We start from the raw sequence: 12,722 nt of genomic DNA, 5'->3' as shown, positions 1-12,722 counted from the left end.
GGCAACATCCTGTCCTGCCTCCTGCAATGGAATAGCCCGCCCTCCGGCGGTCGGTCGATTATGCAATGGCGTGGGGGGCGGCGCGAATGTCCTGATCGCGACGAGCACCGCCCAATTCGCGAGAGACGGGGCATCAGCGCCGACCTACCCTAGGCGTCCTGTTTCCCGCGGCCCACCTGCAGCGCAGGCACGGTGCCTGGGTGTCCCCTGCTCCTGATCGTGCCCCCATGACCACTGAAACCGCTGCACCACCCGTCGTTCCCACCGAGCCGCTCACCCCCGCCCCCAACCAGGGCTTTGCGATCCGCATCGTCGGTGCCGCAGCGTTCGCGCACCTGCTCAATGACATGATCCAGGCGGTGCTGCCGGCGGTGTACCCGATGTTCAAGAGCGAGTTCTCGCTCACCTTCGGCCAGATCGGCATCATCGGCCTGGTGTACCAGGTCACGGCCTCGCTGCTGCAGCCGTGGGTAGGCATGTACACCGACAAGCGGCCGCTGCCGTATCTGTTGCCGTCGGGCATGATCGCCACGTTCGTCGGCATCGCGCTGATGGCGATGGCCACCAGTTACGAAATGCTGCTCATCGCCGCGGCCATCGTTGGCATCGGTTCGGCCACCTTCCATCCGGAGGCCTCGCGGGTGGCGCGGATGGCCTCGGGCGGCCGCTTCGGTACCGCGCAATCCACGTTCCAGGTCGGTGGTAACACCGGCTCGGCGATCGGGCCGCTGCTCGCCGCCGTCATCGTGATTCCGCATGGGCAGCGTGCCATCGCCTGGTTCATGCTGGCGGCTGCATTGGCCATCACCGTGCTGTTCCGCCTCACCGGTTGGACCGTGCAGCATGGCCAGGCCAAGATGAAGAGCCTCGCCAAGAGCCATGGTGTCGGGCTGAGCCGTGGCAAGGTGATCCAGGCCATCGCGGTGATCGCGGTGCTGATGTTCGCCAAGTTCGTGTACATCGCCTCGTTCACCAACTACTTCACCTTCTACCTGATCGAACGCTTCGGCCTGAGCGTGCAGCAGAGCCAGATGTACCTCTTCATCTTCCTGGCCTCGGTCGCGCTGGGCACCTTCATTGGTGGCCCGGTCGGTGACCGGATCGGTCGCAAGGCGGTGATCTGGATTTCCTTCCTGGGCGTGGCGCCGTTCGCGCTCGCCCTGCCCTACGCCAACCTCATGGGCACTGCAGTGCTGGCGGTGGCCGTCGGGCTGGTGATGTCCTCGGCCTTCGCTGCGCTGGTGGTGTATGCGCAGGAGGCGGTGCCGGGCCGTGTGGGGATGGTGTCGGGCCTGATGTTCGGCCTGATGTTCGGCATCGGCGGTATCGGTGCAGCCGGGCTGGGCAACCTGGCCGACGTGCATGGCATCGTATGGGTCTACCACTTCACCTCGTACCTGCCGCTGCTCGGGCTGGCGACGGCGTTCCTGCCGAAGACGAACATGCACTGAGGCGGCTACCTCAGAGCGTGGCTACAACGACAAGCGGGAGCGCCTGACCCACGATTTTTTTAAATCGGGCAGCCGTTGCGGGTGGCGCAGACCATGCAGCAACACAGCACTCGACCAGGGAGCCCGAGTACACTGAAACGCCTGATTTCTCATCAGGGAATTTCAGGGGCGCTGGATCCAAGGCATCGTTGACACCTCGTCCTGGAGAAAGGCTCCGGGGGCGCACGGCACTTGGCGTGATGAGAGCTGCATTTACGGAGTCAGGAAAAGTGAGCGTCCCATTTGCAAAATTGGTCACATTTCTCTCAGACGACAGGAAGCACCTGTTTTCCAGATGCCAACTTGAATTCGCCTCAACCGCCCTGGGCGACTTTGATCAAATAGTTTTGACAAACGCACTTGTTGGCGCGTTTGAAGACTTGAGCTTTCGCCTGACCAAGTACAAGCCAGTGCGTTGTAACGCCCGTAATTTGCACGATCAATTTACAGGCCTTTTGCAAGAGGACATTAGAAGCTCATGCCTGCCCATTGGTATCGAGACATTTGACGGCGATCTGGCGGCATTCTTTATTGTTGATGGTGCAGAGCGCCTGGTTATAAAGCCGTGGGACGCAAGAATTCCATCGATTGAAAGTGCCAGCCTGGATCAATATAAGAATCAAATATCCGCCATCGTGGTGGAGCTGGGAAATCAAAAGAGGCGCCTCACTCCAGCGCTCTCACGCTAGTGCGAACAAATTCGATTGACGTCTGGTCAGGCCGTTAGGCGAGGCCCGGGCATCATCAAAGATCCAAACGAACGACGGGCGCAACTGGCTTCGGCGTGGCTCGGAGAGACTGGATCTGCCCTCAGTGGAAGAACTGGCTCGGCAGCTGCCCGAAGCGCTTCTTGAACATCGCAGTGAATGCGCTCGGACTGGCATAGCCCAGCGCGAGCGCCACGTCGATCACCTTTTCGCCGTGCGCCAACTTTTCCAAGGCACGCAGCAGGCGCGCCTGTTGCCGCCATTGCCCGAAGGTCATGCCCAGCTCGCGTGCGCACAGGCGCTGGATGGTTTTGACATCCACGCCGAGGCGGCGGGCCCAGTCCTGCAGGGTGGACGGATCGTCCGGCGCGGATTCCAGCTGCCGGCTGATCGCCTGCAGGCGTGGATCGGCAGGCTGGGGCAGATGCAGCGGCAGTACCGGCAGCATCTGCAACTCATCCAGAATCAACTGCATCAGCCGCCCGTCGCGCGACTGCGCGCGGTAGGGCGTCGGTACGTCCATCGCTGCGTGGATCAAGGCGGCCAGCAACGGTGTCACCGAGACCGTCGATGCGCTGGCCGGCGGCTGGGCGATCGCCTGCGGCAGGATATACAGGCTGCGCATGCCGACCGCGCCGATGCAGCTGACCTTGTGGCCCATGCCGGCCGGGATCCAGATCGCGCGCGTGCTCGGGACCACCCAGCGCCCTGCCCCGGCCTGGACCACCAGCACGCCGGTTTCGGCATACACCAGTTGATGGCGGTCCGGATGGTGGTGCAGCGCGATGATCGTGCCCGCCGGATACTCGCGCGCCCGGCAGAACACCGGCGTCTCCGGTCCCGCCGGCAGTCGCTTGCCCTCGCCGACGCCCGGGGCGATGTCCCTTTTCCGATATGGCATGGCAATATCCTCGCAAACGACCTGCCGGAGGACTCTACCCCGTCCGGGGTGTTTTCGATATCGGCATTGCGGCTAGCGAGGCTTCGGCGGCGCCTGCACGTCGATCCAGGTCGGTGCGTGGTCGCTGGGCTTTTCCAGGGCGCGCACCCACCTGTCCACGCCCGCGTCCTTGAGCCCGGGCGCGAGCACGGGATTGAGCAGCAGATGGTCGATCCGCAGTCCACGGTCGCGGGCGAAGTGCTCGCGGAAGTAGTCCCAGAACGTGAAGATCTGTGCGTCACCGTGGACCGCGCGCAGGCTGTCGGTCCAGCCCTGCCCGAGCAGCGCCTGATACGCCGCGCGCACCTCTGGCTGCAGCAGCGCGTCCTTGCGCCACGATTTGGGATCGTAGATGTCCGCATCGGTCGGCACGACGTTGAAATCGCCGATCAGTGCGACCGGATGCGGCAATGCGACCAGCGTCTTGGCGTGCTTGTGGAGCCGCTGCATCCACGTCAGCTTGTAGTCGAACTTCGGGCCCGGCTGCGGATTGCCATTGGGCAGGTACAGGCCGCCTACGATCACCCCGTGCGCGGCGGCTTCCAGATAGCGGCTCTGGTCGTCTTTCGGATCGCCGGGCAAGCCACGCCGGCTCTCGATCGGGTCCTGGCCGCGCGCCAGCAGCGCGACGCCATTCCATGAGCGCTGTCCCTGCCAGATGCACCCGTAGCCTGCATCGCGGATGGCGGCCTCCGGGAAGGCCTCCTGGGTGGCCTTGAGCTCCTGCAGTGCGACGATATCCGGTTGTTCGCGCGCCAGCCAGGCGAGCAGATGCGGCAGCCGGGTCAGCACGCCGTTGACGTTGAAGGTCGCGATTTTCAGGCGCTTTCTGGCGGGCACGGTGCGTGCTGCGTGGCGGCGGAGACGGGCCTCGAGGATTGACCTGCGCCAATCAACCTGCCGCGAATGCCGGGCGAGCGCGGCGTGACGATGACGGCGTTGATCGTGCATTGACCCTCGCCGCGTCACAGTAAGCGCTCGTTTCGGACTGGCAAGGGGTATCCATTGCGCGGAGGATCATGAAGACGTGGAAGGTTCTGCCGCGGCGCTTTTATCAGCGCCACCCGGCCGAAGTGGCGCCCGAGCTGCTGAACAAGCTGCTGGTGCGCGATGACGGTCGCGCGGGGCGCATCGTGGAGGTGGAAGCGTATGCAGGTGACCAGGACCCGGCGGCGCATTCGTATCGCGGGATGACCGCGCGCACCGCCACGATGTTCGGTGAAGCCGGGCACCTGTACGTGTATTTCAGCTACGGCATGCACTGGGGCTCGAACGCGGTGTGTGGCGAGATCGGCCAAGGCTGGGGCGTGCTGCTGCGGGCGCTGGAGCCGGTGGCGGGACTGGCGTTGATCCAGGAAGCGCGGCCGGCGATCAAGCGCGCGCGCGATCTGGCCAGTGGCCCGGGCCGGTTGTCGCAGGCCATGGGTATCACCAAAGCCCTGGACGGCGCGGACCTGGTGCGTAATGACCGCGGCATCCGCATCGTGTCCGATGGGATGCCGCCACCGGAAGCCCCGGTGGTCGGGCCCCGGATCGGCATCAGCAAGGCCATCGAGTTTCCGTGGCGCTGGCATGTGCCAGCGCATCTGCATGTGTCGGGACGCACCGCGGCGAAGAAAACGGCCGGGAGCACACCGTGAGTTCCCCGCCACCCGCCACCTCCCCGGCCCGCCGCGTACGACGCTGGCTGGTGCGGGTGTTCGTCCTGGTCGTCTGCATCGTGGTGGCCGGGGTGGTGTGGAACAGCCCCATCGCCGAATCGCCCCGGGCGCTGTGGCGCCTCTCGCAGATGCCCGCGCCCACCGCCCTGCCTGTGCCGGTGGCCGGCGTTGCCGCCCGCCAGGTGGCCGATACGTTCGGTGCACCTCGCGGGCGCGACCGCACGCATGCCGGCGTGGATATCTTCGCCACGCGGGGCACCGAGGTGCGCAGCGCTACCCCGGGGATCGTTGCCGATATCCGCGAAAGCGGCCTGGGCGGGCGTCAGGTCTGGGTGATGGGGCCGGCGCGCGAACGCTATTACTACGCCCATCTGGATGACTGGCGCGAAGGCCTGGCGCGTGGCGACATCATCGAGCAGGGCGACGTGCTGGGCTATGTCGGTGACACCGGCAATGCCAAGGGGACCCCGCCACATCTGCACTGGGGCATCTATGGAACCGACGGTGCCTACGATCCACTGCCCTTGCTGAAAGCGTGGCCGGACGACCCCTGAGCACGCGTGCAGAGCCCCTTCACAACAAAGCGCGCCGGACTAACACCGACGCGCCTAGCGTCGAAAACACCCTGTCCCCTTCGGAGCCTCCATGGCCCTGCGCCCACCCGTTCTCTACCACGCCTCGCTCGAACACGCCGACGCAGACGAAGCCACGCACATCCGTGAGCTGACCGAGGTGTTCGCGCGCATGGCGCTGACGGTGGCCGAGCAGGAAGGTCACGCCCACCGCGCGGTGCATGCCAAGGGCCAGGGCTTGTTGAAGGGCCGGCTGCGCGTACTGGACGAACTGCCGGCGGAGCTGCGCCACGGCCTGTTTGCGCGGCCCGGCAGCTACGACGCGCGGGTGCGATTGTCCTCGCCGCCAGCCGAGCAGCTCCCCGATTCGGTTTCCACCCCACGCGCGATGGCGCTCAAGGTGATCGGCGTGCAGGGCCCGCGGGCGGAAGGCGCCGAGGAGCAGCACACGCAGGATTTCCTGATGGTCAACGGTCCGGCCTTCAACACCCCCGGCGTGGCTGGTTTCCTGCGCGCGGCCAAACTGCTGGCCGCCACGACCGAGCGGATGCCCCGCACCAAACGGATGATCTCGGCGACGTTGCGCGGTGCCGAGGCGGCGCTTGAAGCCGTCGGCGGGCAAAGTGCCACGTTGAAGGGCATGGGCGGTGAGCCGCAGCATCATCCGCTGGGGGAGACGTTCTTCAGCCAGGTGCCGTTCCTGTATGGCCCGTACATGGCCAAGTTTTCCCTCGCCCCGGTCTCACCTGCGCTGCTTGCGCTGACCGGTGACAAGATCGGCTCGGACGAAGATGCGCAGCGCGACGCGGTGGTGGCCTTCTTCACCGACCTGCCCAATCCGGTCGAATGGGAGCTGCGGGTGCAGTTGTGCCGCGATGTGGAGCGCATGCCGATCGAAGATGCGTCGGTTGCCTGGCCCGAGGCGGACAGCCCGTTCCTGCCGGTCGCACGCCTGAGCGTGGCGCAGCAGCAGGCGTGGCAACCCGATACCTCGCCCGGCGTCGAGGATGCACTGGCGTTCGCGCCGTGGCACGCACTGGCCGAACATCGTCCGCTCGGCGGCTTGAATCGTGCGCGCCGCGTGGTGATGGCCGCCTCGCGTCAGTTCCGTTCGCGGTTCAACGGCTGCCCCATCCACGAGCCGGTGGGCTGAGCGCGTCTCAAGGCGCAGCCGCGAGCCGTGCCTCACCGGATACCGTGCAGCTCCATCGCGCGCATCACGATCGGCTTGGCCCAGTCCGGCGTCTGCAGCAGCTCGATCGCCGAGGCCGGATAGTGCAGCCCGTTGCGGTCCAGCTGCAGCACCGGCAGCGGTTCGGCGCCATCGGCATCGGCCGGGGCGCTGTTGTCGTAGACATGCAGCTCGGCCAGGTGCGGCAGCAGGGCCAGCAGGTTCTCGCGCGAGGAATCGTAGCGGGCGCGGATCTTGTCGGCCGGAATGTCATGCCCGCCGCGGCTGACCCGTGCGGCGACGCGTTGCATGTGCAGTTCCACGCTTTGCAGGCCACAGAACCAGATTGCCACGTGGTGGCGGTCGCAGGCCTCGCGCAGCAGACGCGGGATGGTGTTGCCGCCCAGCGTGGTCTCGAACGCGAAGTCGGTGCCTTCGTCGATCGCCTGCCGCAGCCGCCGCGCGCCTTCATTCCATGCCGCGGCATTGGCCTCGCCCAGCGCCCAGCCCATCTCGACCAGGCGGCGGGTAAACGTATCCGGGTTGAACCAGGTCAGGCCTTCTTCTTCCAGCCACATGCCCAGCAGTGAACTCTTGCCGGCGCCATTGACGCCGGCCAGCACCAGAATCCGTCCCATCGGTCAGAGTGGACTGCCGAGGGCGACCTTGCGGCCGCGGCGGATCGGCTGACCCAGCACCTTGCCCAGCCCACCCTCACGGCAGAGGCTGGCCAGCGTGGTGTCGAACGCAGCGCGCAGGCGTTCCAGCTCTCCCATTCGCTCATCGGCATCGCCGCCAGCCGCCTTGGCCAGCAGTTCCTGGTAGGTCTTGATATCCACGATCACCGCTTCGGGGTGATTGTGGTTGGTGATCACCAGCGCCTGCTTCTCGCGGACGGTCCGCATCAGGCTGGGCCAGCCGCGGGTTTTCACCGAGGAGGCAGTGGCCTTCTCAAGGCCGGGCAGATCCAGTGGCAGGGTCATGGCACGCTCCAGGACGGGATGTGCCCACTATACCCCTTCTGGCCAAATTGGACATAAATCCCATTTTGGCCAGAAGGAGGGTCCGCAGGCCCGTCAGTGGGACATCGAGTACGGCTGCTCTGCGCCCTGCCCCGGCCAGGCCTTGTTCGGCTCGGCCTGCAGGGTAAAGCGCAGCTCGCCGCCGGCCAGGATCTCGTCGTGGCGCAGGAAGGTGCGCTGCAGCGGCTGGCCATTGAGGGTTACCGCGCCGACGTAGTCGTGACCCTTGCCCAGCCCGTCGGTGACGATGGTGAAGGTCTTGCCGTTGGGCAGGTGCAGCGCCGCCTTGGGCAGGAACGGACGGCCGATGATGTACTCGCCGCTGCCCGGGGCGACCGGGTAGAAGCCCAGCGCGGTGAACACGTACCAGGCCGACATCTGGCCCAGGTCGTCATTGCCGGCCAGGCCATCGGGACGGTCGGCATACTGGGTGTCCATGATCTGCTTCAGGCGCGCCTGGGTGCGCCACGGCTGCCCGGCATGGGCATACAGGTAGGCCACGTGGTGGCTGGGCTCGTTGCCGTGCGCGTACCAGCCGATCAGGCCGGTGATGTCTTCCATGTGTTCGAAGATCGAGGGGTCGACCTTGGCCTCGAACACCTCGTCCAGGCGGGCCAGCAGCGCGTCGCTGCCCCCGTGCGCGGCGGCCAGGCCGGCCACATCGTGCGGCACATACCACGAGTACTGCCAGGCGTTGCCTTCGGTGTAGTCCGTGCCGTAACCGCTCGCGCTCGGATCGAACGGCGTGCGGAAGCTGCCATCACGCTTGCGCGCCCGCATGAAACCGGTGTCCTTGTCGTACGCGTTGCGCCAATTGGTGGCGCGCTTCTCGAACTCATCGGCGACCTTCGTGTTGCCCATGGCCTTGGCCATGCGCGCGATGGTCCAGTCGTCGAAGGCGTACTCCAGCGTCTTGCTGGCCGCCTCGCCCTCCTCATCGATCGGCACCCAGCCCAGCTCGCGGTACTGCGCGATGCCATCGTACGGGCCGTAATTGGCGGTGGCCACCATCGCGGCCAATGCCTTGTTCTCATCGAAGCCACGGATGCCCTTGAGGTAGGCATCGGCGATCACCGGCACGGCGTGGTAGCCGATCATGCACCACGTTTCCTGCCCATGGAACGCCCACACCGGCAGCATCCCGTAGGCGCTGTTGTGCTGGTGGGCGAGCAGTGAATTGATGAAATCACTGTTGCGTTTTTCCGGCTGCACCAGGGTCAGCAGCGGATGCAGGGCGCGGTAGGTGTCCCACAGCGAGAACGTCGAGTAGTTGGTATAGCCCTCGGCGCGGTGCACGGCGTTGTCCGAGCCGCGGTACTGGCCATCGCTGTCCATGAAGACGGTCGGCCCGAGCAGGCTGTGATACAGCGCGGTGTAGGCGCTGCGGCGGTCATGCTCGGGGCCGTCGATATCCAGCACCGACAGCGCCTGCGTCCACTGCGCTTTGGCCTCGGCACGGACGCGGTCGAAATCGAAGCCGGGCACTTCGCTTTCCAGGTTGGCGATCGCCCCGGCCTCGCTGACCGACGAGATCGCCACCGTCACCACCAGCGGTGTGTCCAGCGCGCCGAAATCGAAGGTGCCGACCAACTGGCGCCCTTCAATCTGTGCACGCTGCGCCGGGCTCTGGTGGCCCGGCGGCGGGAAGCCCTTGTAGGCGATGTCGGTCTCGGTGTTGTGGAAGGCGTGACCGGTCAGTGGCCGCGAGAAACGCATCGCGAAATACAGCTGGCGGCCCGGTGCCCAGCCGCGGGTCTCGCGGAAGCCGGTGATGGTGCCGTCTTCGCGGGCGCGCAGGCGCGACCACATGATCTTGCCCGGGTAGTCGTAGAGGCTGGTGCGCAGGTCCAGCAGGACGCGCGCGGGCTGGTTGGCCGGATAGGTGTAGCGGTGCACGCCCACGCGGGTGCTGGTGGTGAGCTCCGCGCGTACCTTGGGGTCATCCAGGGTGACCGCGTAGTAGCCCGGCTCGGCGCGCTCGTCATCGTGACGGAAGCGCGAGGTATAGCCGCTGCCGGGCTTGTCCGGATCGCCACGCTCCAGGCTGGCATCGGTGCGCACCGGCATCAGCAGCACATCGCCCAGATCGGAATGGCCGCTGCCGGAAAAATGCGTGTGCGAGAAGCCGACGATGCTGGTGTCGTCATGCCGGTAGCCTGCCGCCCAGCCATACGCCTTCTCACGCGGCTGGATGCGGGTGTCCGGACTGAGCTGCACCATGCCGAACGGCACCGTGGCACCGGGATAGGTATGCCCCTCCCCCGCCGTCCCGATGAACGGATCCACCGCGGCGTACGCGCGTTCGCCGACCTTCGCCGGCGCTCCCGTGGCGGTGCCGGCCACCAACATCGCCCCTACCGCGAGCCCCAACCACCGTACCGTCCCCGTTTTTGTCATGGCGTTGAATTTAGATCGATTCAGGTGAGGTTGATCCTAGCACTGGCCGGTGGGGCTGGCATGTTGCGGTGCGGGCTGGATTCGCTCGGCAGCAGCACCGGGGCACTTCCTGAATGGATCATCTGCGGGCCGCATGGCGGTGTCGCAAATACAACAAGTTGCATAGCCACGGCCCCGCGCGACACCTAGATTTCGTGACCTTGATCGCCTCCAGAGTGTGCGCCTGCTCACGCTGGCCGATGGAACTGGCGCGATCAACCCACTTTCAATCGCCAAGGTCACCATGAACAAGCCCACTTTCACCACCGCGTTGCTACCGATGATGGTCGCCTTGGCACTGTCGCCTACTGCCGTGAAGGCAGGCAATCAGAATGGCGGTATCGCTATCGTCGATTCCACCTCCCCGATGGAAGACTGGCGCCTGTACAACGGCGCCGAACTGACCGTGCGTGATGGCGGAGCGACCGGCAAAGTCGAAGCGGACAAGGGGACGCGCGTGACCTTCCGCAACGGCAGCCTGTATGACACGGCCGGGCACACGGGGTTGATCATCCGCAGCGCGATCGGTGAGCTGTACGACAGCCGCATCGTGTCTGATACAGGCCGAGGCCTGGCACTGGCCGTAGCGCGCATGCCGAGCACGCCGGACGTGCCCTCCCAACTGACGGCCGAGCGCACCTACATCCAGGGCAAGGGAATGGGCATCGGCGCCTGGGCCGGCGCGACCGCTGACCTGAGCGCCTCCGAACTGGTGGGTGTGGACAACGGTCTTGCCGGCTTCTATGACGGCGGTATCGGGTACATCTCGTATGGCAGCCACGCCACGTTCCGCGATGGAAGCCAGGTAACGGGCGACAAACACGGCCTGCTGATCGTCGAGAACGACTATCTCGTCGGCCCCGGTGAAATCGAGACCGGCGCAACGTTCGTCATTGATGGTTCCCACGTTCTGGGCCGCAACGACAGCGCCATCGTGGTTGCCAATGCTCCGGATGGCGACACGCCCATCGACACCAACGCTGATATCACGCTGCGCAATGGTGCCCAGCTGACCGGCGGCAATGGCGTCATGCTGGATGTTCGCGATACGGCGACGGCCAACGTGCATGTGGCCGATTCCCAGCTGCGTGGCGACATCCGCGTCGAGTCCGGCGCATTCGCCCATATCGACATGACCCGCTCTGCCCTCCAAGGTCAGCTGCAGAACATCAGCACGCTCAGCCTGGCGCAATCGCAATGGGCGCTGACCGGCGACAGCCAGGTCGGCACGCTGGCCCTGGGCAGTGGCAGTGAAATCTCGATGGGCGACGGCAGCACCTTCCACACGCTGGAGGTCGGCGGTGACTTCAGCAGCGACGGCGGCACCATCCTGTTCAACACCGCACTGGCCGGCGATGATTCGGCCAGCGACAAGCTCGTGATCGGTGGCAGCACCAGCGGCCAGGCCAACGTGCGCGTCAACAATGTCGGGGGCGCCGGTGCCGTGACAGACCAGGGCATCGAGCTGATCAGCGTCGCTGGCGCATCGAACGGTCAATTCGATCTGGCCGGGCGCGCCGTCGGCGGGCAATACGAGTACTTCCTGTTCAAGGGCACGGACAACGGCAACTGGTATCTGCGCTCCGAGCTGCCGGTGGTGCCGGACCCCTGCGTGGCCGATCCCACCCTGCCCGGTTGCACGCCGGTCGATCCGGATCCTACGCCGGACCCGACGCCAGATCCCACGCCTGACCCGCAGCCGGTCCTGCGCCCGGAAGCGGGTGCATACCTGGCCAACCTGCAGGCAGCCCAGTCTATGTTCCAGATCGGCTATCACGACCGTCATGCCGGCCAGAACAGTGGCCGCGCCTGGGCCCGCGTGGATGGCGCGCGCACCGGATTCGACGCGGTCAGCCGCCAGCTGGATATCCGCGGCAACAGCCAGGCGCTGAGCGTCGGCGCGGATGTGTGGCGCGCCGATAGTGGCAGCAGCGTAGGCGTGATGCTGTCCAGCGGCAATGCCAGCAGCACCTCGACCAATGCGCTCACCGGCTACTACGCCCGTGGCAAGGTCAAGGGTGAGGCGCTGGGCGTGTATGGCACCTGGCGGGGCGGCAATGCAGTCGATCCGTACGCCGGCTTCTATGTGGATGGCTCGGTGCAGCGGGCGCAGTTCCGCAATCGCGTGGAAGGTGTCGGCCTGGCAGGCGAGCGCTACGATAGCCGCGCCTGGCAGGGTGCCGTGGAAACCGGCTACGCCTTCCGTGTGGGTGGCGCTGCCAATGCCAGCGTGTTCCTGGAGCCGCAACTGCAGGTCGGCTACAACCGCTGGGATGACGTGCGCCACGTCGAAAGCAATGGCACGGTGGTGACCACCGAGGATGCCGATGGGCTGTTCGGCCGCGTCGGCCTGCGCCTGTCCGGTGTCACCCGCTGGGGCAATGGCGCGGCACAGGTACAGCCGTATCTGGCGGCCCATTGGCTGCACACCCGCGCAGAATCGCAGGTCAGCATGGACGATGAACGTGTGGATGCGCGCATCCCGCGCAGCCGTGGTGAGTTCAGCGGCGGTGCCTCGGTGAAGTTCGCCAATGGCATCGGTGCTTGGGGCGGGCTGTCGTTGCAGCGTGCGTCGGGCTATCACCAGACGAGTGCACAGCTGGGGCTGAGCTATAGCTGGTAACAAGCAGCCTCGCGACGCTTGAGCATTTTCGATGACGCATGAAGAAGCCGCCCTCGGGCGGCTTCTTTCTTTCAAGCTGCCGTCAGCAGGTGCCGGCCGC

General features: G+C 65.9%; 10 protein-coding genes and 1 pseudogene. 6 read left to right on the top strand and 5 right to left on the bottom strand.

Annotated elements, in window-relative coordinates:
- Nucleotides 1-227 precede the first annotated feature (227 nt).
- Both ACE026_RS01925 and ACE026_RS01920 read left to right on the top strand, forming a co-directional pair.
- Nucleotides 228-1,451 (top strand): MFS transporter, encoded by a 1,224-nt coding sequence (locus ACE026_RS01925; RefSeq protein ID WP_486037474.1) that lies wholly within the window; start codon nucleotides 228-230, stop codon nucleotides 1,449-1,451.
- A gap of 269 nt (nucleotides 1,452-1,720) precedes the next feature.
- On the top strand, nucleotides 1,721-2,179 hold the full coding sequence (locus tag ACE026_RS01920) for a hypothetical protein (RefSeq protein WP_486037472.1): 459 nt from the start codon (nucleotides 1,721-1,723) through the stop codon (nucleotides 2,177-2,179).
- A 121-nt stretch (nucleotides 2,180-2,300) separates the two neighbouring features.
- Here ACE026_RS01920 and ACE026_RS01915 read toward each other — a convergent pair whose 3' ends face one another.
- Both ACE026_RS01915 and xth read right to left on the bottom strand, forming a co-directional pair.
- Complete coding sequence (locus ACE026_RS01915; protein WP_486037470.1) at nucleotides 2,301-3,098, bottom strand: AraC family transcriptional regulator; 798 nt, start codon at nucleotides 3,096-3,098, stop codon at nucleotides 2,301-2,303.
- 87 nt (nucleotides 3,099-3,185) lie between these two features.
- Nucleotides 3,186-3,977, bottom strand: a pseudogene (xth, locus tag ACE026_RS01910) (exodeoxyribonuclease III); the annotation flags it as partial.
- A 179-nt stretch (nucleotides 3,978-4,156) separates the two neighbouring features.
- On the opposite strand from xth, the gene ACE026_RS01905 reads away from it, so the two are divergent.
- The 3 genes from ACE026_RS01905 to ACE026_RS01895 all read left to right on the top strand — a co-directional run bounded on the left by ACE026_RS01905 (nucleotide 4,157) and on the right by ACE026_RS01895 (nucleotide 6,523).
- Nucleotides 4,157-4,777 carry a DNA-3-methyladenine glycosylase gene (locus ACE026_RS01905; protein ID WP_486037468.1) on the top strand — a complete coding sequence of 207 codons (621 nt, stop codon included), beginning with the start codon at nucleotides 4,157-4,159 and terminating at the stop codon, nucleotides 4,775-4,777.
- Entirely contained in the window at nucleotides 4,774-5,352 is a 579-nt protein-coding gene (locus tag ACE026_RS01900) for a M23 family metallopeptidase (protein ID WP_486037466.1), read from the top strand. Before ACE026_RS01905 ends, ACE026_RS01900 begins: the two co-directional genes overlap by 4 nt.
- A gap of 91 nt (nucleotides 5,353-5,443) precedes the next feature.
- Nucleotides 5,444-6,523: a catalase family protein gene (locus tag ACE026_RS01895; protein WP_486037464.1), complete on the top strand. Its 1,080-nt coding sequence runs from the start codon at nucleotides 5,444-5,446 to the stop codon at nucleotides 6,521-6,523.
- 32 nt (nucleotides 6,524-6,555) lie between these two features.
- On the opposite strand, the gene ACE026_RS01890 is transcribed toward ACE026_RS01895, so the two are convergent.
- The 3 genes from ACE026_RS01890 to ACE026_RS01880 all read right to left on the bottom strand — a co-directional run bounded on the left by ACE026_RS01890 (nucleotide 6,556) and on the right by ACE026_RS01880 (nucleotide 9,912).
- Nucleotides 6,556-7,179, bottom strand: coding sequence for an ATPase (locus ACE026_RS01890; protein WP_486037462.1), 624 nt, complete (start codon nucleotides 7,177-7,179; stop codon nucleotides 6,556-6,558).
- A gap of 3 nt (nucleotides 7,180-7,182) precedes the next feature.
- Nucleotides 7,183-7,524, bottom strand: coding sequence for a type II toxin-antitoxin system prevent-host-death family antitoxin (locus tag ACE026_RS01885; protein WP_486037460.1), 342 nt, complete (start codon nucleotides 7,522-7,524; stop codon nucleotides 7,183-7,185).
- A gap of 93 nt (nucleotides 7,525-7,617) precedes the next feature.
- A complete protein-coding gene (locus tag ACE026_RS01880; protein ID WP_486037458.1) occupies nucleotides 7,618-9,912 on the bottom strand; it encodes a GH92 family glycosyl hydrolase in 2,295 nt (764 codons plus the stop codon).
- 331 nt (nucleotides 9,913-10,243) lie between these two features.
- On the opposite strand from ACE026_RS01880, the gene ACE026_RS01875 reads away from it, so the two are divergent.
- Nucleotides 10,244-12,622: an autotransporter family protein gene (locus tag ACE026_RS01875; RefSeq protein ID WP_486037456.1), complete on the top strand. Its 2,379-nt coding sequence runs from the start codon at nucleotides 10,244-10,246 to the stop codon at nucleotides 12,620-12,622.
- The last annotated feature ends 100 nt before the right edge of the window (nucleotides 12,623-12,722 follow it).

The sequence above is a fragment of the Stenotrophomonas sp. AGC87 genome, assembly GCF_057333975.1.
This window is presented reverse-complemented; position numbering and strand designations above follow the sequence as displayed.

Coding starts and splice junctions, on each gene's coding strand:
- ACE026_RS01925 (WP_486037474.1), top strand. CDS start 228: ATGACCACTGAAACCGCTGCACCACCCGTCGTTCCCACCGAGCCGCTC.
- ACE026_RS01915 (WP_486037470.1), bottom strand. CDS start 3,098: ATGCCATATCGGAAAAGGGACATCGCCCCGGGCGTCGGCGAGGGCAAG.
- ACE026_RS01905 (WP_486037468.1), top strand. CDS start 4,157: ATGAAGACGTGGAAGGTTCTGCCGCGGCGCTTTTATCAGCGCCACCCG.
- ACE026_RS01895 (WP_486037464.1), top strand. CDS start 5,444: ATGGCCCTGCGCCCACCCGTTCTCTACCACGCCTCGCTCGAACACGCC.
- ACE026_RS01890 (WP_486037462.1), bottom strand. CDS start 7,179: ATGGGACGGATTCTGGTGCTGGCCGGCGTCAATGGCGCCGGCAAGAGT.
- ACE026_RS01885 (WP_486037460.1), bottom strand. CDS start 7,524: ATGACCCTGCCACTGGATCTGCCCGGCCTTGAGAAGGCCACTGCCTCC.
- ACE026_RS01880 (WP_486037458.1), bottom strand. CDS start 9,912: ATGTTGGTGGCCGGCACCGCCACGGGAGCGCCGGCGAAGGTCGGCGAA.
- ACE026_RS01875 (WP_486037456.1), top strand. CDS start 10,244: ATGAACAAGCCCACTTTCACCACCGCGTTGCTACCGATGATGGTCGCC.